The following is a 21288-nucleotide window of genomic DNA, read 5'->3' on the forward strand; positions in this document are numbered from 1 at the left end:
CCTGGTGGCCACCGCACGTGCTGAACGGCTCGTCAACCTGGTGCTGTGCCTGCTCTCCACCCGCCAGTACCTGACCGCCGAGCGCATCCGCGCCATCGTCCCCGGTTACGCCGACGCGTCCACCGACGAGGCGTTCTTCCGCATGTTCGAGCGCGACAAGACCGAGCTGCGGGACCTGGGCGTCCCGCTGGAGACCGGGCGCAGCGGCGCGTTCGACGCCGTGGACGGCTACCGCATCGCGCGCCGCGACTACGAGCTGGGCGACGTCGACCTGGAGCCGGACGAGGCCGCCGCCGTGGCGCTGGCCGCCCGGCTGTGGGACTCGCCGCAGCTCACCGGCGCCGCGCACGGCGCGCTGATCAAGCTGCGCGCGGCGGGCGTGGACGTCGACCAGGACGTGCACGTGCCGGTGGAGCCCAAGGTGCGGGCCACCGAACCGGCGTTCCCGCCGCTGCTGGCCGCGGTGCAGGAGGGGCGGGTGGTGGAGTTCGACTACCGCCGCCCGGTCCCGGTGGAGGTGCGCAAGCGCACCGTGGAGCCGTGGGGCGTGGTGGCCTGGCGCGGCCGCTGGTACCTGGTCGGGCACGACCGCGACCGCGACGCCCCCCGCTGCTTCCGGCTCTCCCGCATCGTCGGCGAGGTCCGCGCGGTCGGCAGGCCCGGCGCGGTGGCCCGCCCCGACGACGTGGACCTGCTCAGCTTCGTCGCGCGCACCCAGCGCGACCCGCAGACCACGGCCACCGCCAAGCTGTGGGTGGCCAAGGGCCGGGGACAGGGGGTGCGCCGCCGTGCCCGGCCGCTGGGCGAGCGGGAGCACGACGGCGTGCCCGGCGACGTGCTGGAGATCGAGCTGCGCTTCCCGGACTCGGCGGCGGGCTGGATCGCCGGGTTCGGCGAGGACGTGGTGGTGCTGGAGCCGGAGACGCTGGCCAAGACGGTGCGGGAGAAGCTGGTGGGCGCGCTGCGCGGAGCCGGGGTGAAGGTGTGAACGCGGTCAACGACCGGCTGCCCAGGCTGCTGGCGCTGGTGCCCTACCTGCTGGCCCGGCCGGGCATCCCGATCGAGGAGGCGGCGGCCGACTTCGAGGTCACCCCCAAGCAGCTGCGCCGCGATCTGGAGCTGCTGTGGATGTGCGGGCTGCCCGGCTACGGCCCCGGCGACCTGATCGACCTGTCGTTCGAGGGAGACACGGTCACCGTCACCTACGACGCGGGCATGAGCAGGCCGCTGCGGCTTACCGCCGCCGAGGCCACCGCCCTGCTGGTCGCGCTGCGGGCGCTGGCCGAGACGCCCGGCGTGGTGGACAAGGCCGCCGTGCAGCGGGCCGTGGCCAAGATCGAGTCAGCGGTCGGCCAGGCCCGGCCCGCGGGCGTCGCGGTCGGCCTGGCCGTGCGCGAGGCCCCGGAGACCGAGCGGGTCCGCGACGCGGTCTCCGACGGCGTCCGGCGCGGCCGGGCGCTGCGGCTGCGCTACTACACGCCGTCGCGGGACGAGATCACCGACCGGGTGGTGGACCCGATGCGGGTGCTGCTGGTCGAGGGCCGCGGCTACCTGGAGGCGTGGTGCCGGGCCGCGGACGGCGTGCGGCTGTTCCGGCTGGACCGCATCGACGGCGTGGAGGTGCTCGACGAGCCCGCCAGCCCGCCGCCGCACGCCACGCCCACCGACACCTCGGAGGGGTTGTTCCACCCCGACCCGTCCCAGCGCACCGCCGTGCTGGTGCTGGAGCCGGACGCGCGCTGGTTCGCCGAGTACTACCCGATCGAGGACCTGGAGGAGCTGGGGGAGGGCCGCGCGCGGGTGCGGATGCGCTACTCCGACACCGCCTGGATGGTCCGACTGCTGCTCGGCCAGGGCGGCGAGGTGCACGTCGAGCAGCCGCCGGACCTGGTGGAGGCGCTCGTTCGCCGGGCGGAGGCCGCGTTGCGGCGGGCGGATCACCTCCCGTCCACCTGAGCCCTATACGGTTGTGCCGTGCCGTACTTGCCGATCCTGGCGCTGGTCCTGCTCGGGCTGGTCGCGCTCGTCGTGGTGGTGGTCCGAGTGATCGGATCGTTGCGCCGATTCCGCGTCGCAAGCACTCTGGTAGGTGACAGGGTCGGCGACGGCGTGGGTCTGCTGCGGGCGCGGTTCGCCGCGCTCGGGGTGGCCTTCGCCGAACGGCGTCCGGACCGGGCCCGACAGGGCGAGCCCCGAGTACGATCGACGCACCGGGGGAGACAGGAGGACCACCGTGGGTAACCTCGGACCAACCGAGCTGATCATCATCGCCGTGGTGATCATCTTGCTGTTCGGCGCGAAGAAGCTGCCCGACATGGCCCGCTCGATCGGCCGCTCGGCCAAGATCCTGAAGGCGGAGACCAAGGGCCTGCGCACCGACGAGGACGGCCAGCAGCAGGCGCAGGCGCAGCCGCCCGCGCAGCAGCAGCTGCCGCCCGCACAGCCGCCCGTCGCGCAGCAGCCCATCGTGCAGCAGCCTGCCCAGCAGGTCCCGGTCCAGCAGCCCCAGGCGCAGCAGCCGCAGGTGGCCCCGCCGATCGAGCAGACGCCGCAGAACATCCAGCACAAGTCCAACTAGCAGTGAAGGACGGTCCGCACGGTGGGGGCTAGCCCTGTCCGGTGGTGGTCCCAGCGCCGGGAGCGCCGCAGGCTGACGAGCCGTCGGAGCAACCCCGACGGCACGATGTCGCTCAAGGACCACCTGTACGACCTGCGGCACCGGCTGGGCTTGGCGCTGCTGTTCATCGCGTTCGGCGCGATCTTCGGGTTCCTGTGGTGGGGGTGGCGCCCTTTCGGCCTGCCCAGCCTGGGCCAGATCGTCACCGAGCCGTACTGCGGCATCCCGGACACCGACCGGCTCAGTCAGAACGGCAGCTGCCAGCTGCTGCAGACCAAGCCGTTCGAGGCCTTCATGATCCAGCTGAAGGTCGGCGCGGCGGCGGGCATGGCGCTGACCGCCCCGCTGTGGCTGTACCAGGTCTGGCGCTTCATCGCGCCCGGCCTGTACGCCAAGGAGCGGCGGTTCGCGCTGGTCTTCGTGGCGGCGGCCTCGGTGCTGTTCGTGCTGGGCGCGGCGCTGGCGTTCTACGTGGTCCCGCAGGGCCTGACGGTGCTGGTCGGGTTCGGCGGCAGCCAGTTCCTCACCGCGCTGTCGGCGGGGGACTACATCGACTTCGTGCTCACCCTGCTGCTGATCTTCGGCGTGAGCTTCGAGCTGCCGCTGATCGTGGTGATGCTCAACCAGGTCGGTGTGCTGACCTACGAGAAGCTGAGCCAGTGGCGGCGGGGCATCGTGTTCGGGCTGTTCGTCTTCGCCGCCGTGGCCACGCCGGGCACCGATCCGATCTCGATGGTGGCGCTGGCCATCGCGCTGGCGCTGCTGTTCGAGCTGGCCATCCAGATCGCGCGGGTGCACGACCGGCGCGCGGCGCGCAAGCGCAAGGCCGAGGGCTGGGACGACCTGGCCGACGACGAGGCCGCGCCGTTCGACTACACCCCCTCGCAGATCGACGAGCCGGAGCCGGTGACCGAGTCCGCGAGCCGGGAGCGCGTGCGCTACGACGACGCGACCTGATCGACGACCCACCAGGCCCCGCCGCGCACCCGTCGCGGCGGGGCCTCGTGCGATCATGCGGCCGTGACTCGCGCGGCGCTGCTGGTCTGCCCCGCCTCGGGCAGGGGCCGGGCGGGACGGGTGGCGGACGCGGTGGCCGCGCGCCTGCGCACCGCCGTGGACTCGCTGAACTCGCACGTCGCCGACTCCGCCGAGGGCACTTTGGCGCTGGCCCGGCGCGCGGTGGACGACGGGGTCGACGTGCTGGTGGTCCTGGGCGGCGACGGCGCCGCGCACCTGGCCGTGCAGGCCTGCGCGCGCAGCGGCACGGCGCTGGCCGTGGTGCCCGCGGGCACCGGCAACGACCTGGCCTCGGCGCTGGGCGCCTCCTCCGTCGAGGACGTGGTGGCCGCGCTGCGCGCGGGCGGCAGGCGGTCGGTCGACCTGGGCAGGCTGGAGACCGGGACGTGGTTCGCCACCGTGCTGTGCGCGGGCTTCGACTCTGCGGTCAACGAGCGCGCCAACGCCCTGCGCTGGCCCGCCGGTCCCCGCCGCTACGACCTGGCGATCCTGGCCGAGCTGGCGGTGCTGCGCCCGCAGCGGCTGCGGGTGGACGCCGACGAGCGCGTGCTGGAGCTGGACGCGCTGCTGGTGGCGGTGGGCAACACGAGCAGCTACGGCGGCGGCATCCCGGTGTGCCCGGACGCCGACGTGAACGACGGGCTGTTCGACGTGACCGTGCTCGCCGCGGCACCGCGCCGCGCGTTGCTGCGGATGCTGCCCGCCCTGCGCACGGGCAGGCACGTCGACCACCCGGCGGTCCGCACCTTCCGCGCCAGATCCGTCACCCTGTCCGGACCTTCCTGGGTGGGCTACGCCGACGGGGAGCGGATGCACGAGGTGCCGGTGAGCGCGACCTGCGTTCCCGGCGCCCTGAGCGTAGTCAGCTCAATAACTTCAGTGTAGAACGAAATATCTGCTCCGGCCCGCGCGCGATATCCGACCAGCTTTTGTCGGGGTCATGTGACAGCCTGGAGGGGTGTCAAGCGCTTCGCGGTCCCCGGCCGACGCCTACGCGGAATTCCGACGCCGCTCCACCCGGCCCAAGCTGACCGACTTCCTCTCGGTGATCTCCTTCGAGCTCGACCCGTTCCAGCGGCGCGCGTGTGAAGCGCTGGAGGACGGGCACGGCGTGCTGGTGTGCGCGCCGACCGGCGCGGGCAAGACCGTCGTCGGCGAGTTCGCCGTCCACCTCGCCCTGTCCGAGGGGCGCAAGTGCTTCTACACCACGCCGATCAAGGCGCTGTCCAACCAGAAGTACGCCGACCTGTGCGCCCGCTACGGCGCGCAGCGGGTGGGTCTGCTGACCGGTGACACGTCGGTCAACGGCGACGCGCCGGTGGTGGTGATGACCACCGAGGTGCTGCGCAACATGCTCTACGCGGGCTCCTCGACGTTGAACAGCCTGGCCTACGTGGTGATGGACGAGGTGCACTACCTGGCCGACCGGTTCCGCGGCCCGGTGTGGGAGGAGGTCATCCTGCACCTGCCGGAGTCGGTGCGGCTGGTGAGCCTGTCGGCCACGGTGAGCAACGCCGAGGAGTTCGGCGAGTGGCTGGTCGAGGTGCGGGGCGACACCACCGTGGTGGTCGACGAGCACCGGCCGGTGCCGCTGTGGCAGCACATGCTGGCGGGCAACCGGATGATGGACCTGTTCGCCGGGGAGGGGCCGGACGGGCACGCGCGGATCAACCCGCAGCTGCTGCGGCACACCGAGGACCTGGCGCGCTTCCACGTGCCGTGGAGTCGCGGGCGGGGTGGCCGGGACAAGGACCGGGGGCGGGCGCCGCGGTCGACGGGGTTCAAGCCGCCGTCGCGGGTGGAGGTGGTGCAGCGGCTGGACGCGGCCGGGTTGCTGCCCGCGATCGACTTCGTGTTCAGCCGGGCGGGCTGCGACGCGGCGGTGGCCCAGTGCGTGCGGGCGAACCTGCGGCTGACCTCGGCGGAGGAGACCGCGCGGATCCGCGACATCATCGAGGACAAGACCGGTGACCTGCCGCAGGGCGACCTGATGGTGCTGGGGTACTGGGAGTGGCGGGAGGCGTTGGAGCGGGGCATCGCCAGCCACCACGCGGGGCTGCTGCCCGCGTTCAAGGAGACGGTGGAGGAGTTGTTCGTGCGCGGCCTGGTGAAGGTCGTGTTCGCCACCGAGACGCTGGCGCTGGGCATCAACATGCCCGCGCGCACGGTCGTGCTGGAGAAGCTGGTCAAGTACAACGGCGAGGCGCACGTCGACCTGACGCCGGGGGAGTACACGCAGCTGACCGGGCGGGCCGGGCGGCGGGGCATCGACGTGGAGGGCCACGCCGTGGTGGTGTGGCAGCCGGGGGTGGACCCGAAGGCGGTGGGCGGGTTGGCCTCGACGCGGACCTACCCGCTGCGCTCGTCGTTCCGGCCGGGTTACAACATGGCGGTCAACCTGGTGCACCAGTTGGGCGCGGCGGCGGCGCGGGAGATCCTGGAGCAGTCGTTCGCGCAGTTCCAGGCGGACCGGTCGGTGGTGGGGCTGGCGCGGCGCATCGAGCGCAACCGGGAGGCGTTGGGCGGGTACGCCGAGGCGATGACCTGTCACCTGGGTGATTTCAGCGAGTACGCCTCGCTGCGGCGGCGGGTGGCCGACCGGGAGAAGGCGCTGGCGCGGCAGAACACCACGGCGCGGCGGGCGGAGACGGCGGCGTCGTTGGAGAAGCTGCGCAAGGGTGATGTGATCGCGGTGCCGTCGGGGCGGCGGTCGGGGCTGGCGGTGGTGATCGACCCCGGTCTGGAGCCGCTGGGTGAGGCGCGGCCGCTGGTGGTGACCGAGGACCGGTGGTCGGGGCGGTTGTCGTCGGCGGACTTCCCGGTGCCGGTGGAGGTGCTGGGGCACGTGCGGTTGCCCAGGCAGGTGGACACGCGGTCGCCGAGGTCGCGGCGGGACTTGGCGTCGACGTTGCGCAACACCGGGATCGTGGCTCCCGCGCTGCGCAAGCGGCGGTCCACGGCGGATGACGACGCGGAGTTGGCGACGTTGCGGCGGGCGCTTCGGGCGCACCCGTGTCACGGGTGCGAGAAGCGCGAGGACCACGCGCGGTGGGGTGAGCGGTACCACCGGCTGCTGGGGGAGACCGAGCAGTTGGAGCGCAAGGTGGCGGCGACGACGCACTCGTTGGCGCGGGAGTTCGACCGGATTCGCGGGTTGCTGCGGGAGCGCGGTTATCTGACGCAGGAGGAGGCCGGGCCGGGTGAGGAGGTCACCGAGCACGGCAAGCGGTTGACCCGCCTGTACAGCGAGTCGGATCTGCTGGCGGCGGAGTGCCTGCGGCACGGGGTGTGGCGGGGGCTGGACCCGGCGGAGTTGGCGGCGGTGGTCTCGGCGCTGGTCTACGAGGCGCGGCGGGACGGGCCGTTGGAGACGCGGCTGCCGCCGGGCAAGGTCTACGACGCGTTGACGGCGACGTCGCGGTTGTGGGCGGAGTTGGAGGAGGACGAGCGTCGTCACCGGCTGGACCGGACGCGGCAGCCTGATCCGGGGTTCGCCTGGGCGGTGTTCCGGTGGGCGCGCGGGGAGTCGTTGGAGAAGGTGCTCAGCTCGGCAGAGGCCAGTGGGGTGGAGTTGGGCGCGGGTGACTTCGTGCGGTGGTGCAGGCAGGTGATCGACTTCCTGGACCAGATCCGGGATGTGGTGGGCGGTGGCGATCCGGTGGGGGCCACCGCGCGCAAGGCGGTCGAGGCGCTGCGGCGCGGGGTGGTGGCGATGGCCACGGTCTGACAAAGGTTTGCGGGGTGGCTGGGTGGCCGCCCCGCGCCTGTGGTTTGATCGCGCCCGCAAGCCCTGTACGTCCAACTCTCAGACCGACCGTCGGAGGCCGAGCATGACCAGTCCGTACGGACCGTCCGGAGGGAACGACCCGCAGCCGCAGTGGGGCCAGCAGCCCTACGGTGGTGGGTACCCCGGCACGCCGTCGGGTGGTTTCCCCGCTCAGCAGCCCGGTTACGGGCAGCCGGACCCGTCGCAGCAGTCGCCGCAGCAGCCGCAGTGGGGGCAGCAGCCGCCGCCTCAGCAGCCGTACACGCAGCAGTACCCCGGTGCGTACGACCCGACCCAGTCCAACCCCTACGGGCAGCCCGCGCAGGGTCCGTACGGTCAGCAGCCCTATGGTCAGCAGCCGTACGGGCAGCCGGGTTACGGGCCGCAGCCGCCCGCGAAGAAGTCAAGCGCGGTGTTGTGGGTCGTGGTGGCGCTGGCGGTGCTCGTGGTCGGCGCGGTGGGCATCACCGGGTTCGTGACGCCGGGGTTCCTCAACACGAAGGTGTTCGACAACACCGCCGTGCAGAACGGCATCGTGCAGGTCCTCAAGGACGACTACAAGATCGCCGACGTGGAGAGCGCGTCCTGCACGGGTGAGCACGAGGTGAAGCCGAACACCACCTTCGACTGCACTGTCAAGGTCGGGGACAAGGACAAGAAGGTCAAGATCACGGTGAAGACCGCCGACGGCGAGTACGAGGTCGGTCAGCCCACCGGCTGAGCGCGTTCCCGGATCACTGACGAGGCCACCCCCGCGCGGGGGTGGCCTCGTCGCTGTCCGCCGAGGGGAAAGTCGTTAGCGTTGCGAGCGACCTCGGGGGAGGATCGGGGCGTGACCGACATCCGCGTGCTGGACGACGAAGCCGACTACCGCGCCGCGCACGCCCTGTTCCGGGGGACGCTGCACCACCCGCCCGCTCCCGACGACCGGTGGAAGGTGGCGCTGGAGTCGTACCTGCCCGGTCGCGTGCTGGCCTCGTTCGACGGTGGGGAGATGGTCGGCACGGTGCAGTCGTTTCCCTCGGCGTTGGCGCTGCCCGGTGGGGAGGTGGTGCGGATGGGCGCGGTCAGCCGCGTGGGCGTGCGCGCGGATCGGACCCGGCGAGGTGTGCTCAGCGGGTTGCAGTCGGCGCAGCTGCGGGGGTTGCGGGAGCTGGGGGACGTGGCCGCGACGCTGCGCGCCTCGGAGGCGGTCATCTACGGCCGGTTCGGCTACGGCGCGGCCACCAGGGGGCGGACGCTGCGCCTGGACCGGCGGCGGGCGGCGCCCCGGTCGCGGGTGCGCGGTGACGTGCGGCTGGTCGGGTTGGAGGAAGGGGAGCGGATCATCCGCACCCTGTTCGAGCGCGTCTCACCGGGCCGCCCCGGCACCATCGCGAGGTGGGACGCCTGGTGGAGCATGAACGTGCGCCACTCCGGTGAGGAGGCGCTCCGGATCGTGGTGCGCAGCGGCCCCGGTGGGGACGACGGCTACGTGGCCTACAAGGTCGACCCCGGCAGCGGAGGTCTGCTCGACGAGCGGTCGTCGGTGCTCACCGTGCTGGACCTGTGGGCGGTCACGCCCGAGGCGTGGGCGGACCTGTGGCGGTTCCTGGTGGGCGTGGACCTGGTGAGCGAGATCAGCGCCCCGCTGCGCCCGCTGGACGAGCCGGTGGGGTGGCTGCTGGCCGACCCGCGCGCGTGCAAGGTGGTCGCCGAGGACGACGAGACGTGGCTGCGGCTGCTGGACGTGCCGCAGGCGCTGGCGCGGCGGGGCTACCGGGCGGCGGAACCGGTGGTGCTGGGCGTGCGCGACCGGTACCTGCCGGACAACGAGGGCGCGTACCTGGTCGCGCCGGACGGGGCGACGCGCACCGACCGGGAGCCGGACCTGGTGCTGGACGTGGACGTGCTGGCCGCGGCGTTCCTGGGGGACGTGCCGTTCCGGGCGTTGGCGGCTACCGGCAGGCTGGAGGTGGTCGATCCTGCCGCCGTGGCGCGCGCCGATGCCCTGTTCGCCGTTGACCAGTCCCCCTGGTCCGGCACCTACTTCTGACCGCCACGCCCGCTCCCGGTGTCGCCCACTTATGGGCGTGTCGGGCATGTCGCCCCCTGCGAGTCGAACGCTCAGACACCCCGAACTCAACATTCGCGCACCCCGACCCGCGCTCTCGTGCCCCTGACCCGCGCTTTCACGCGCCCCGCCGCGCGCTTCCCGTGCCTCGGGTAGTAGTTACCGGCCTCCCCAGCCCCGTCGGGTGGTACTTGCCGACGCACCAGGGCGCAGTGGGGTGCCCGTGAGCGCCGTCCTTGGCGACCTGCCGCGCGGCGAGCGCACCCCCACCGCACCCCAACGACGAACTCGCGGTACCCGAGCGTTCGACTCGCGGGGTGGGGGTCAGGCCCGGCGGCGTTCCAGGGCGTTGAGCAGGCGCGGCAGAGAGCTGCCCAGGCCCCAGTGCCGGGTCAGCTCCGCCACCCGGTCGGGGTCGGCCGGGGCGGCGGGCACGGCGTCGTCGCGGTCCTGCAGCACCGGGGCGTCCACCGCCACGTCGACCACCGTCGGGGCGACCGCCAGGTAGTCCTGGGCGTTGAGCAGCGCGGTGCGGGCACGGGTGGTCAGCTTGCGGTCGCGGCCGTCGTGCACCGCGGCCAGCACCGCTTCCAGCGAGCCGAACTCGCTGATCAGCTTGGCCGCGGTCTTCTCGCCGATGCCCGCCACGCCGGGCAGCCCGTCGGAGGGGTCGCCGCGCAGCACCGCCATGCCCGCGTACGCCCGCCCCGCGTCGACCTCGGGCAGGGCGTACTTGGCGGCCAGTTCCGCCGGGCCGACCAGTTCCGCCTTGGCCCAGCCGCGCCCCAGGTACAGCACGCGCACCGGGGTCGGTCGTTCGCGCACCACCTGGAACAGGTCGCGGTCGCCGGTGATGACCTCCACCGGGTCGGTCTCCTCGCGCGCGGCCAGCGTGCCGATCACGTCGTCGGCCTCGTAGCCGACGGCCTCGGCGGTGGCGATGCCGACCGCGTCGAGCACGTCGAGGATGATCGGCACCTGGGGGCTCAGCGCGTCGGGCACCTCCTCTTCGCCGTCCGCGCCGTCCGCCGCCACCCGGTGCGCCTTGTACGAGGGCAGGGCGGCCACCCGGAACTCCGGTCGCCAGTCCGCGTCCAGGCACGCGACCAGCCTGCCCGGCCGACGGTCGGTGATCACCTTCGCGATGGTGTCGACGAATCCGCGCACCGCGTTGACCGGTGTGCCGTCGGGGGCGGTCATCGACTCGGGCAGCGCGTAGAAGGCCCGGAAGTACAGGCTGGCGGCGTCCAACAGGACGAGCGGGGAACTCACGGCGACCAGCGTGCCAGAGACCGCCTCGACTAGGCTCCCCGACATGTCGACCCGTGTTGGACCCCTGGACGTGGACGCGCTGCGCGCGCGGTTGGACCGGGCCACCGCCGCGGCCGCCGCCGCCGGGCTGGACGCCCTGCTCATCTCCCCCGGTTCCGACCTGCGCTACCTGATCGGCGCGGGTGGCTCGTCGTTCGAGCGGTTGACCTGCCTGGTGCTGCCGGTGGGTCGGGAGCCGGTGCTGGTGGTGCCCAAGCTGGAGCAGCCCGGCTACGCGGGCGTGCCCACCGACGCGCTGGGTGTCGGGGTGGCCACCTGGGTCGACGGCGAGGACCCCTACGAGCTGGTCCGCAAGGCGCTCAAGGGCACCGGCCGGGTCGCCGTGGCGGACATGATGCCCGCGCTGCACAACCTGCGCCTGCGCGCGGTGATCGGCGGCGAGCAGGTGCTGGCCGGGCCGGTGCTGCGGGAGCTGCGGATGCGCAAGGACGCCGCCGAGGTCGCGGCGCTGCGCAAGGCGGGCGCCGCGATCGACCGGGTGCACGCGCGCGTGGGCGAGTGGCTGCGGCCCGGTCGCACCGAGGCCGAGGTGGGCGCGGACATCGCCGCCGCCATCGTGGCCGAGGGGCACGAGCTGGCCGAGTTCGTCATCGTCGGCTCCGGCCCCAACGGCGCCTCGCCGCACCACAGCCTGTCCAACCGGGTGATCGAAGCCGGTGACGTGGTGGTGGTCGACATCGGCGGCCCGGTCGCCGAGGGCTACAACTCCGACTCCACCCGCACCTACGTGCTGGGCGAGCCGCGTGAGAAGGACGTGTGGGAGACCTACGCGGTGCTGCAGGCCGCGCAGCAGGCCGCGGTGGACGCGGTGCGGCCGGGGGTGACCTGCGAGGAGGTGGACGCGGCGGCCCGCCAGGTCATCGCCGACGCGGGCTTCGGCGAGTTCTTCGTCCACCGCACCGGCCACGGCATCGGCCTGGACGTGCACGAGGAGCCCTACATCGTGGCGGGCAACGACCTGCCCCTGGAGCCGGGCATGGCCTTCAGCGTCGAACCGGGCATCTACCTGCCCGGCCGGTGGGGCGCGCGGATCGAGGACATCGTGATCGCCACCGACAGCGGCGCGGAGAGCGTGAACACCCGACCGCACGAGCTGGTGGTGCTGCCCGCGTGACGAACCTGGAGCCGACGGACCGGGCGATCCTGCGCGAGCTGGCCGCCGACGGCCGGTGCAGCTTCACCGACCTGGCCGAGCGGGTGGGGCTGAGCGTCTCGGCCGTGCACCAGCGGGTGCGGCGGCTGGAGCAGCGCGGCGTGGTCAAGGGGTACGCGGCGCGGCTGGACGGTGACGAGATCGGCCTGCCGCTGACCGCGTTCATCTCGCTGACCCCGATCGACCCGGCGGCTCCGGACGACTACCCCAGGCGGGTCGAGCACCTGCCGCAGATCGAGGCGTGCTACTCGGTCGCGGGGGACGCCTCCTACGTCCTGCGCGTCCGGGTGGCCTCGCCGACCGCCCTGGAGGAGCTGCTGCGGCAGATCCGCGAGGCGGCGCACGTGTCCACCCGGACCACGGTCGTGCTGTCCACGCCGTACGAGGACCGGCCCCCGGCTGTATAGGATCGCCGCGCCTCCGGCGCGGCCTCGCGCGGTGACCACCGAGGGGCGGTGGTCACCGCGGGCGGTGGTCAGTCGAAGGGGTCCTGGGGGATGGCGTCGTAGGCGGTTCGCAGGTGGGTCAGGGTGGGCTCGGTGACGTCGAAGTCGACCTCGCCGACGCGGGACACCGGGACCACCCCGTTGGAGTTGCTCAGGAACGCCGCCTGGAACGAGCGCAGGTCGGCCAGCCGCACGACCTCCCGGTGCGACGGCACCTCCCGCTCCAGCAGCCGCATGGTGATCCCGTGCAGCCAGTCCGCCTGCGGCCACACCACCCGGCCGTCGCGCACGAACCCGATGTTGGCGATCGCGCTCTCGACCACCACGTCGTCCGGCGTGGTCAGCAGCGCGTCGTCGAACCCGGCCGCCACCGCGCGTCGGCCGTGCAGCAGCTGACCGAAGCCGCCGATGTGCTTCACGTGCGGCAGCGGGCGGGTGTAGCGCACCGGCAGCAGGCTGTGCGGGTGTGACGAGCCCTGGTGGGGCGGGCGCACGGTCACCATGGTCGTCGGCTCGTCCAGGCCGAACACCGTGACCCGCACGGAGGCGTCGCGGACGTCGTCGGCCAGTGCGTGCGAGACCAGGTCGGCCACCCCGGTCAAGCCCTGCCCGTACAGCTCCCGGTGCGCCGAGTCCAGCCTGCGCAGGTGCAGTTCCAGGCCGCGCACCCGCCGGTCGCGCACCTGCATGGCGGTGAAGTGGCCGTAGTTGGCCAGCAGGCCGCTCGCCACCTGCTCGGGTGTGGCGGGGCCGCCGTCGATCTCGATCCTCAGCACGACCGGGAACCGTAGCGTGGCGGGAATCGAGGGTTGTGGGTCGTTGCCGCCGCGTCGGGCGGGGAACAGGGTGGAACACGTGGAACGCGAGGTGCTGATCGTCGGCTACGACGGGGCGACGCTGCTGGACGTCGCCGGGCCGGTGGACGTGTTCGACGGGGCGGGGCAGGTCTGCGGCGGCTACCGGGTGCGGCTGGCCGGGCTCGGCGGCGGGTTCGCGGTCACCGCGGGCCTGCGGATGCGGGCCGAGGACCTGCGCGAGGTGACCGGACCGGTGGACACCCTGGTCGTGGTGGGCGGCCAGGGGTTCACCCGTGCCGCGGCCGACGCCGAGCTGCTGGCGCACCTGACCCGGTTGGCGGCCACCGCGCGGCGGGTCGCCAGCGTGTGCACCGGGGCGCTGGTGCTGGCCGCCGCAGGGCTGCTGGAGGGTTGCCGGGCCACCACGCACTGGGCCTACTGCGCGGAGTTGGCCGCTCACCCCGGTGTCGAGGTGGTGCCCGACGCGATCTTCGTCCAGGACGGCCGCACGGCCACCTCGGCGGGTGTCAGCGCGGGCATCGACCTGGCCCTGGCGCTGGTGGAGCAGGACCACGGGGCCGCGCTGGCCAGGCTGCTGGCCCGCTGGCTGGTGGTGTTCCTGCAGCGCCCCGGCGGCCAGTCGCAGTTCAGCGTGCGCTCGCGGGTTCCGCCGGTGCGCGAGGCCGGGTTGCGGGCGGTGCTCGACGCCGTGGTGGAGGACCCGACCGGGCCGTGGACGGTGGAGCGGATGGCCCGCCGCGCGGCGATGAGCACCCGCCACTTCGCCAGGGTCTTCCCGCGCCGGGTCGGCCTGTCGCCCGCCCGGTACGTGGAGCGGGTGCGGGTCGAGGCGGCGGCCACCGCGCTGGAGTCCGGTGACGACGGGCTCGACGTGGTGGCGCGGAACTGCGGCTTCGGCACGGCGGAGACCCTGCGCCGGGCGTTCTCGCGGGTGCTCGGCGTGACGCCGGGCGGTTACCGTCACAGGTTCCGCACCACCGGTGCGGCATGAGGAGGGGAAGAGACATGGACTTGGCGTTCGTGCTGTACCCGGAGTTCACCGCGTTGGACCTGGTCGGGCCGTTGGACGTGCTGGGGCACCAGGGGCTGGTGGGGCAGGAGGAGGTGCGGGTGCACTTCGTCGCCGCCACGCGCGAGCCGGTGCGCTCCGACGTGGGCCTGACCGTCACGCCGAGCACGACCTTCGACGAGCTGGCGCGGGCCGACGTGGTCGTGGTGCCCGGCGGGGACGTGAGGCAGGCGCTGGCCGGGGGACAGGTGTCGGCGTGGCTGCGCGAGGTCCACCCGACCGCGACGTGGACCACCTCGGTGTGCACCGGTTCGATCCTGCTGGCCGACGCGGGTCTGCTGGCGGGCCGCCCGGCCACCACGCACTGGGCCTTCCGCGACGCGCTCGCCCAGCGGGGGGCGGTGATCAGCACCGACCGGGTGGTCCGCGACGGGAAGGTGATCACCGCGGCGGGCGTGTCGGCCGGGATCGACATGGCGCTCACCCTGGTCGAGCTGATCTGGGGGGAGCGGCGGGCGCAGGCGACCCAGCTGTTCATCGAGTACGACCCGCAGCCTCCCCACGACGCGGGCGCGGTGGAGAAGGCGCCCGCCGAGGTGGTGGACGGCGTGCTGGCCGCGCTGGGGCGCATGGCCTGACACCACGGGCGCGGCTTTGCCCTCCTTGTGGTTCGCACGGGCCCCCGATGGCGGTACGTTCTGCCCCGCCATCACTCGTCGGGGGGATCCCCGACCTCCGTCGTCGCAAGGGTTGTGAGCCGTGGACCTGGGTGCCTCGCACGGAATCCGCTTCCGGTTCGAGACGGGACTGCTGTGCGCGGTCCTGCTCGACGCGCACGGCAAACCCCCGCTCAGGCTCGCCGAAGCGCTGTCCGCCGAGGTCGGCGAGCGCGACCTGGTGGTCACCGACACCGGTGACGCGCCGGAGGGCGCGCTGCGCGTCGAGCTGCGGCAGCGCTACGAGCTGGCCAGGCCGGTCGAGTGGAGCCTGCGGGTGGGGGTCGCCGGGCGTGATCGCGGTGGCGCGGTGGAGTTCGACCTGCCCGACGGCGTGGCGCTGCGGGTGGCCTCCACCGCGCCCACCGAGCCGACCGACGACGGCGCGCGGGTGCTGCTGCCCGCCGGGCCCGCCGAGCTGGTCGTGGCGGTGACCAGCGAACCGGTCTTCGCGGTCGGTGACACGGTGGTGCTGTGCCGCCCGGAGCAGGTGCGCGAGGCCGCGGTCGTGGTGTCGTGCCTGCCAGGGGACCGGTTCACCCCGGTGGTCGCGCTGACCGCGCCGCCGCCCGAGCCGGAGCACGACGCCCCGCCCGCCGCCCTGGCCGCGCGCCGGTCGTGGCGCAACCGCGTCGAGCGGCTGTCGGAGCTGTTGACGCGCACCGGGGTGCGGCGCGCGGTGGTGCTGGACGGGTCCGTGGTCGACGTGGTGCCCGAAGGGGTGTTCGCCGACCTGGAGCACCTGCGCCTGCCCGAGGGCGAGGACCTGACCGACGCGGCTTGGCGGCTGCTGCGGGGTGACGGCGGCCCGGAGCGGACGCTGTCGGTGCGCCCGGACGACGACCTGGTCGCGGCGCTGTTCACCGCGCTGCGCACCGGGTCCGCGCTGCGCGTGGCCGAGCACGCCGAGCCGGTCGCCGCGCGGTTCGCCGAGGTCGACCCGGACGGCGACGAGGCCGTGCTGGTGGAGGACACCGGCGAGGCCGACGCGCTGGTGGCCGCCGTCTACGCCCACCACCGCGGCGCGCGTCTGGTCGTCACGCCCCGACCGGACCTGACCGAGGTCTGCCGGGTGATCACCCAGGAGCAGGAGCGGGTCACCGAGTCGGCGCGGGCCATCGGCGACGCGGTCAAGGGCATCGCGGTCGGCGAGGCGCTGTGGCGGTACCTGTCCACCGGTGGCCACGACCCGTTCCCGGCGGTGGAGGCCGCGGTGAGCGCCCAGGTGCCCGCGGAGGTGGTCGAGCGGGTGGGGGACCGGGCGCTGACCGCGTTCACCACCGGGCTGCCCTACCCGTTCGTGCACACCGGGCGGGCCAACTGGGCGCGCAAGCCGATCGGGCACGTCGTCGCCGACCCGGCGCTGGTGGTGCTCACCGAGCTGCACCGGGCCGCCACGGCCCGCCCGCCCGCGGCGTTCAGCCTGGTCGTGGGCACCGGGCCCGCTCCCGAGCCCGCTGCAGGCGCCGCGCACCTGACCCACCAGATCACCCTGTCCGGGCCGGACGCCTCGCTGCCCGCGTTCACCGCGCTGACCTCGCGGCTGCCGGTGGAGCTGGTCTTCCTCAACTCCCACGCCCAGGACGGGACGATCCTGGTCGGCGAGCAGCCGCTGCCGACCCGGCTGATCGCCCAGCGGCTGCGGCTGGCCCACGGCCCGATCGTGCTGGACAACTCCAGCCTGCCCTGGACCGAGGTGGGCCGGGAGCTGCTGCGGGTCGGCGCGCGCGGCTACGTCGGCGCGCTGTGGCGCATCCCCGAGGCGCTGGCGGCCGACTACGCCCGCGTGCTCGCGCGGCGGCTGACCGTCCACGAGGCCCCCGCCGCGCGGTCGGTGGTGGACACCGGGCTGCCCAGCGGCATCGAGCGGTCCTACCTGTACGTGGGCACCGTCAACGGGTGCCTGGACCGGTGGCGTGACCGCGCCGCGACCGAGGGCGCGACGGCGCTGGCCGCGTGCGAGCTGCTCGCGGGCGTGGCGCGCGTCGAGGAGGACCAGGCGCTGCGGCGCGTGCTGCGCCGGGAGATCGCGGCGCTGCGCCGCGTCGCGGAGGAGCACGGCCTGGACCGCACCGCGGCCTACGTCGACGTGCTGCTCGAGGAGCTGGCGCTGGCAGGCGATCCCGACCGGGCGCGGGAGCAGGCGGAGCGGATCGACCGCGCCCTGCCGGAGCTGGACCTGCCCGCCGGGGAAGCCGACCGGCGGTGGGCGGCCCGGTTCGAGCTGACCGCCGCGCTGCACGATCGGCGCGGTGACGCGGACGCGGCCTTGGCCGACTACACCCGCTGCGCCTCCTACGGCGACCCCCGCCGCGACCGGCCCCAGGTGCTGCTGCGCCTGGCCGAGCTGGAGCCCGACCCGGCGCGGGCGCTGAGCCTGGCCGAGCAGGCCCACCAAGGGCTGTCCGATCGTGACGACCGGGCGGGAATGCTGGCGGCCTGCCGGGTGCTGGACGAGGTGGGGCAGCGCGCAGGCGACCAGGAGACCGCGCTGCGGTACGCGGTGGAGGGCTACCGGTTGGCTGTCGAACTGGAACACGAGGACGAGCGGATCGCCTTCAAGCTCGACGAGTTCGCCCTGCGCCAGAGCACGGGCGACCTCGACGGCGCGATCCGGGTGGGCACCGAGGCGCTGGAGCTGTGCCGGGAGCGCCGCGACGAGCACGGCGAGCTGGCGGTGATCGGCAGGCTCGGCCAGTGCCACCGCGACCGCGGCGACCTGGACACCGCCCAGCACTACGCCACGGTGGGGTTGGCGCTGGCCGCGCGGCTGGACCTGCCGGTGGAGACGGCCCGGTTCGAGGACTTCATCGGCGACGTGCTGACCCGCGCGGGCAAGCACGCCGAGGCGCTGGAGCACTACCGGCACGCGGTGGAGACCGCGGTGGCCGTGGGCGAGCTGGCCCGCGGCGCGGAGCTGCTGCCGCACCTGGCTGTGGGCGCGGTGCGCGCGGACGACCCGGAGGCGCTGTGGACCACGGCCCTGTGCGGCGGTCTGATCTGCGAGGTCGCCGAGCGCGACGTGTGGGCCGCGATCGTGCCGCTGGTGGTCGACTCGATGAAGCGGGCCATCGAGATCGGGCCCCCTCGGCTGACCCAGCGCGGCATGACCGACTTCGCCAGCGCGGTCACCGCGGGCAAGCGCGAGGAGATGCCCGTGCAGGTGGGCTTGCTTGCCGACGTGGTGGTGCTGCTGCTGGCGTGGCTGATGGACCGGGTCGACGCGAACATGACCGCGTTCGCCAAGCAGCTGGACCGGCAGACCTCCGGGGTGCTGGGCCTGGTCGACTTCGTCTCCACGCCCTACGCCCGGCGGGCCCGCGCGGCCAGCGGTGACGATCCGCGGCCCGCTCGGGCAGCGCGGGGGGCGACAGGAGCTCCACGATGACCGGGCGTGGGCGCTTCCGGGGCGTGGAGGGGGACGGCGTGCTGGCGTTCCTGGGCATCCGGTACGCGGCGCCGCCGTTCGGTCCTCGGCGCTTCGGCCCGCCGGAGCCGGTGCGCGAGTCCGGCGACTGCCTGCGCTTCGGCCCGATCGCGCCGCAGTCGGCGCGGCTGCCCGGCGCTCCGGTGTGGACACCGGGGCAGGAGGACGTGCTGAGCCTGAACGTGTGGACGCCGTCCGCACCGGACGGCCCGCTGCCCGTGCTGCTCTACCTGCACGGCGGCGCCTACACGTTCGGCTCCTCGGCCCAACCCGACTACGACGGCACCGCGCTGGCCCGTGCCGGGCTGGTCGTCGTCACGTGCAACTACCGCCTGGGGTTCGAGGGCTTCGGCCACGTGCCGGGCCACCCGGACAACCGCGGCCTGCTCGACCAGGCCGCCGCGTTCGACTGGGTGCGCGAGGAGATCGCCGCGTTCGGCGGCGACCCGGACAACATCACCGTCGCGGGCCAGTCCGCGGGCGCGGCCTGCGCGCTGCTGCTGGCCGCCGCGCGCCCGGTGCGCCGGGTCATCGCCCACAGCGTGCCCAACCGCTTCTACACCGCGGACTTCGCCCGCCGGGTCGCCGAGCACATCGATCCCACCACGCCGGAAACGGCCGTGCTGTCGGCGGACGCCCTGGCCAAGGCCCAGCGCACCGGTCCGCTGCGGCACGACCCCGTCCTGTTCGGACCGGTGCTGGACCGGCTGCCGGTGCCCGCGGTGGACCTGCTGCTGTGCCACACCACCGAGGAGCACCGGCTGTTCGACCGCCTGGGCACGATCCCCTTCGCCCGCACCGACGCCGACCTGGCCGGGTTCGCCCGTGAGATGGGCATCCCGCCGCACGTCGTCGACGGCTACCGCGCCCGGCACGCCACCGCCTCCGGGGCGCACATCGCCCTGTGCGGCGACTTCGTCTTCGCCGAGCCGACCGCCCGCCTGGCCGACGCGCACGGCCGCGCCCACCTGGCCAGGTTCGGCAGGCCGCCCGCCTGGCACACCGCGGACGTCCCGTTCGCCTTCGGCAACCTCGACGGCGCGGACTTCCTCATCGGCGGCCCGGCGGGGCGGGCCGAGCACGCCCTGTCCCGGCGGATGCGCCGGGCCTGGGCGGACTTCGCCGCGACCGGCGATCCGGGGTGGACCGGGGTGCGCCACTGGGGTCCGGTGGTGCCGGACACCCGCGAGCTGTGGCGCGGCGTGGACCTGGACCGGCCGATCGACTGGCCGGTCCAGGCCCCCTGACCCGCGCCGCCGCGGTCAGCGGGGGTCGTCGCGCTCCCGCCGCACGGTGACCTTGCGCCCCTTGATGCTCGCCCCGCGCAACGCCGAGATCACCTGCTGCGCCGCCGACTCGGGCACCTCCACCAGCGAGAACCGGTCGGCGATCTCGATCGCGCCGATGTCGCGGCCGGGCAGCCGCGCCTCGCCCGCGATGGCGCCGACCAGGTCCTGCGGCCGGATGCCCGCGCTGCGGCCCGCGCCCACGAACAGCCGGGTCATCCCCGCCGACGGCGGACGCGGCCTGCGCTCCCGGCGCGGACCCTGCTGCTCGCGCCGCTCCACCCGGTGGGTGACGTCGGGGATCTCCTCCTCGTCCGCCGCCGCGCCGGTGGCCTCGTGGGCCAGCTTCACCGCCGCGAGCGCCACCTCCATCACGTCGAACTCGTCGGCCAGCGTCTCCACCACGACCCGGAAGCCCTCCAGGTCGTCCTCCAGCAGGCTCTCGTGCAGCGCCGCGCGGGTCAGCTCCAGCCTGCGCGCCCGCAGGTCCGCGATCGTGGGCACCTTCTCCACGGCGATGCGCTGCTTGGTGACCCGCTCGATGGTCTTGAGCATCCCGTGCTCGCGCGGCTCGGCCAGCGTGATCGCCACGCCCTCGCGGCCCGCGCGGCCCACTCGGCCGATGCGGTGCACGTACGACTCCGGCGCGGAGGGCACGTTGTAGTTGACCACGTGGGTCAGCTGCTCGACGTCCAGGCCGCGCGCGGCCACGTCGGTGGCCACCAGCAGGTCGGCGGTGCCGTTGCGCAACCGGGCCATCACCCGGTCGCGCTGCTCCTGGCTGATGCCGCCGTGCAGCGACTCCGCCCGGTAGCCGCGCCCGTTGAGGGTCTCGGTGAGCTGGTCGACCTCGTCGCGGGTGCGGCAGAACACGATCGCGGCGGTGGGCGCCTCCACGTCCAGCACCCGCCCCAGCGCGGCGGGCTTGTGCGCCCTGGGCACCACGTAGGCGCTCTGGCGCACCCGCGGCGCCTCGCCGGGCTCGGTCCGCTCGCGGCCGATGGTGATGCGCACCGGGTCGGTCAGGTGCTGGCGGGCCAGCCGGTCGATGCGCGGCGGCATGGTGGCCGAGAACAGCACGGTCTGCCGCTGGCTCGGGGTCTCGGCCAGGATGGTGTCCAGGTCCTCGGCGAAGCCCATGTCGAGCATCTCGTCGGCCTCGTCGAGCACCACGACCTGGAGCGACTCCAGCTTCAGCGTGCCGCGGTTGAGGTGGTCCACGGCGCGGCCGGGGGTGGCCACCACGACGTCCACGCCGTGCTCCAGCACCCGCAGCTGCCGCCCGATGGGCTGGCCGCCGTAGATCGGCAGCACCCGCGCGCCCAGCTCGCGCCCGTACCGGTGCACCGCCTCGGACACCTGCACGGCCAGCTCGCGGGTGGGCACCAGGACCAGCGCGTACGGCTCGCGGTCGGTCCGCGAGCCCATGCGCTGCAGCACGGGAAGCGCGAACGCGGCGGTCTTGCCGGTGCCGGTCGCGGCCTGGCCGAGCAGGTCGCGGCCCTGCGACAGCGGCGCGATGGCCTCGCGCTGGATGGGGGTGGGTTCTTCGTAGCCGAGTCCGGACAGCGCCCGCAGCAGTTCGGGGCGCAGCCCCAGGTCGGCGAAGCTGGTCCGGTCGTCGGGCGCGTCGGTCATGGGTCAAGTT

18 protein-coding genes are annotated in these 21288 nt (G+C 74.0%); 15 read left to right on the plus strand and 3 right to left on the minus strand.

Annotation, left to right across the window (positions count from 1 at the left end; all coding sequences use genetic code 11):
- The first annotated feature begins 4 nt into the window (after nt 1-4).
- The 9 genes from IEZ00_RS33555 (at nt 5) to IEZ00_RS33595 (ending at nt 9435) form a co-directional block, all read left to right on the plus strand.
- On the plus strand, nt 5-988 hold the full coding sequence (locus IEZ00_RS33555; RefSeq protein ID WP_189227407.1) for a helix-turn-helix transcriptional regulator: 984 nt from the start codon (nt 5-7) through the stop codon (nt 986-988).
- Nucleotides 985-1956, plus strand: a complete 972-nt coding sequence (locus IEZ00_RS33560) for a helix-turn-helix transcriptional regulator (RefSeq protein ID WP_189227408.1) — start codon at nt 985-987, stop codon at nt 1954-1956. The genes IEZ00_RS33555 and IEZ00_RS33560 overlap by 4 nt, the downstream gene beginning before the upstream one ends.
- 18 nt (nt 1957-1974) lie before the next feature.
- A complete protein-coding gene (locus tag IEZ00_RS33565) occupies nt 1975-2241 on the plus strand; it encodes a bacteriophage holin (RefSeq protein ID WP_189227409.1) in 267 nt (88 codons plus the stop codon).
- A gap of 34 nt (nt 2242-2275) precedes the next feature.
- A complete protein-coding gene (tatA, locus tag IEZ00_RS33570; RefSeq protein WP_229796359.1) occupies nt 2276-2578 on the plus strand; it encodes a Sec-independent protein translocase subunit TatA in 303 nt (100 codons plus the stop codon).
- A 105-nt stretch (nt 2579-2683) separates the two neighbouring features.
- Nucleotides 2684-3574, plus strand: a complete 891-nt coding sequence (tatC, locus tag IEZ00_RS33575; protein ID WP_189227429.1) for a twin-arginine translocase subunit TatC — start codon at nt 2684-2686, stop codon at nt 3572-3574.
- A 63-nt stretch (nt 3575-3637) separates the two neighbouring features.
- Nucleotides 3638-4519 (plus strand): diacylglycerol/lipid kinase family protein, encoded by an 882-nt coding sequence (locus IEZ00_RS33580; protein WP_189227411.1) that lies wholly within the window; start codon nt 3638-3640, stop codon nt 4517-4519.
- A 73-nt stretch (nt 4520-4592) separates the two neighbouring features.
- A complete protein-coding gene (locus IEZ00_RS33585) occupies nt 4593-7361 on the plus strand; it encodes a DEAD/DEAH box helicase (RefSeq protein ID WP_189227412.1) in 2769 nt (922 codons plus the stop codon).
- A 103-nt stretch (nt 7362-7464) separates the two neighbouring features.
- Nucleotides 7465-8121: a DUF4333 domain-containing protein gene (locus tag IEZ00_RS33590; protein WP_189227413.1), complete on the plus strand. Its 657-nt coding sequence runs from the start codon at nt 7465-7467 to the stop codon at nt 8119-8121.
- Between the two features lie 111 nt (nt 8122-8232).
- Entirely contained in the window at nt 8233-9435 is a 1203-nt protein-coding gene (locus tag IEZ00_RS33595; RefSeq protein ID WP_189227414.1) for a GNAT family N-acetyltransferase, read from the plus strand.
- A gap of 342 nt (nt 9436-9777) precedes the next feature.
- Here IEZ00_RS33595 and IEZ00_RS33600 read toward each other — a convergent pair whose 3' ends face one another.
- On the minus strand, nt 9778-10770 hold the full coding sequence (locus IEZ00_RS33600; protein ID WP_189227415.1) for a 5'-3' exonuclease: 993 nt from the start codon (nt 10768-10770) through the stop codon (nt 9778-9780).
- On the opposite strand from IEZ00_RS33600, the gene IEZ00_RS33605 reads away from it, so the two are divergent.
- Together IEZ00_RS33605 and IEZ00_RS33610 are read left to right on the plus strand one after the other, a co-directional pair.
- Nucleotides 10769-11899 (plus strand): M24 family metallopeptidase, encoded by a 1131-nt coding sequence (locus tag IEZ00_RS33605; protein ID WP_189227416.1) that lies wholly within the window; start codon nt 10769-10771, stop codon nt 11897-11899. The two genes, IEZ00_RS33600 and IEZ00_RS33605, sit on opposite strands and share 2 nt — an antisense overlap.
- Nucleotides 11896-12345, plus strand: a complete 450-nt coding sequence (locus IEZ00_RS33610; protein WP_189227417.1) for an Lrp/AsnC family transcriptional regulator — start codon at nt 11896-11898, stop codon at nt 12343-12345. The genes IEZ00_RS33605 and IEZ00_RS33610 overlap by 4 nt, the downstream gene beginning before the upstream one ends.
- A gap of 68 nt (nt 12346-12413) precedes the next feature.
- Here the strand turns inward: IEZ00_RS33610 and IEZ00_RS33615 are convergent, their stop codons facing one another.
- Complete coding sequence (locus IEZ00_RS33615) at nt 12414-13160, minus strand: aminotransferase class IV (protein WP_189227418.1); 747 nt, start codon at nt 13158-13160, stop codon at nt 12414-12416.
- Nucleotides 13161-13239: 79 nt separating this feature from the next.
- Here IEZ00_RS33615 and IEZ00_RS33620 point away from each other — a divergent pair, with 79 nt between their 5' ends.
- From IEZ00_RS33620 to IEZ00_RS33635, 4 genes are all read left to right on the plus strand, one after another.
- Nucleotides 13240-14193: a GlxA family transcriptional regulator gene (locus tag IEZ00_RS33620; RefSeq protein ID WP_189227419.1), complete on the plus strand. Its 954-nt coding sequence runs from the start codon at nt 13240-13242 to the stop codon at nt 14191-14193.
- 14 nt (nt 14194-14207) lie between these two features.
- On the plus strand, nt 14208-14849 hold the full coding sequence (locus IEZ00_RS33625) for a DJ-1/PfpI family protein (RefSeq protein ID WP_189227420.1): 642 nt from the start codon (nt 14208-14210) through the stop codon (nt 14847-14849).
- A gap of 121 nt (nt 14850-14970) precedes the next feature.
- A complete protein-coding gene (locus IEZ00_RS33630) occupies nt 14971-18315 on the plus strand; it encodes a tetratricopeptide repeat protein (RefSeq protein WP_189227421.1) in 3345 nt (1114 codons plus the stop codon).
- Nucleotides 18312-19601 (plus strand): carboxylesterase family protein, encoded by a 1290-nt coding sequence (locus tag IEZ00_RS33635; RefSeq protein WP_189227422.1) that lies wholly within the window; start codon nt 18312-18314, stop codon nt 19599-19601. The genes IEZ00_RS33630 and IEZ00_RS33635 overlap by 4 nt, the downstream gene beginning before the upstream one ends.
- Before the next feature lie 15 nt (nt 19602-19616).
- Here IEZ00_RS33635 and IEZ00_RS33640 read toward each other — a convergent pair whose 3' ends face one another.
- Nucleotides 19617-21278, minus strand: a complete 1662-nt coding sequence (locus tag IEZ00_RS33640) for a DEAD/DEAH box helicase (RefSeq protein WP_189227423.1) — start codon at nt 21276-21278, stop codon at nt 19617-19619.
- Nucleotides 21279-21288: the final 10 nt, after the last annotated feature.

The organism is Saccharothrix coeruleofusca, from assembly GCF_014648515.1.
GTDB lineage: Bacteria > Actinomycetota > Actinomycetes > Mycobacteriales > Pseudonocardiaceae > Actinosynnema > Actinosynnema coeruleofuscum.

Excerpts from the sequence above, each read along its gene's own strand:
- tatC (WP_189227429.1), top strand. The coding sequence starts at position 2,684 with ATGTCGCTCAAGGACCACCTGTACGACCTGCGGCACCGGCTGGGCTTG.
- IEZ00_RS33590 (WP_189227413.1), top strand. The coding sequence starts at position 7,465 with ATGACCAGTCCGTACGGACCGTCCGGAGGGAACGACCCGCAGCCGCAG.
- IEZ00_RS33605 (WP_189227416.1), top strand. The coding sequence starts at position 10,769 with ATGTCGACCCGTGTTGGACCCCTGGACGTGGACGCGCTGCGCGCGCGG.
- IEZ00_RS33600 (WP_189227415.1), bottom strand. The coding sequence starts at position 10,770 with ATGTCGGGGAGCCTAGTCGAGGCGGTCTCTGGCACGCTGGTCGCCGTG.
- IEZ00_RS33625 (WP_189227420.1), top strand. The coding sequence starts at position 14,208 with ATGGACTTGGCGTTCGTGCTGTACCCGGAGTTCACCGCGTTGGACCTG.
- IEZ00_RS33635 (WP_189227422.1), top strand. The coding sequence starts at position 18,312 with ATGACCGGGCGTGGGCGCTTCCGGGGCGTGGAGGGGGACGGCGTGCTG.
- IEZ00_RS33640 (WP_189227423.1), bottom strand. The coding sequence starts at position 21,278 with ATGACCGACGCGCCCGACGACCGGACCAGCTTCGCCGACCTGGGGCTG.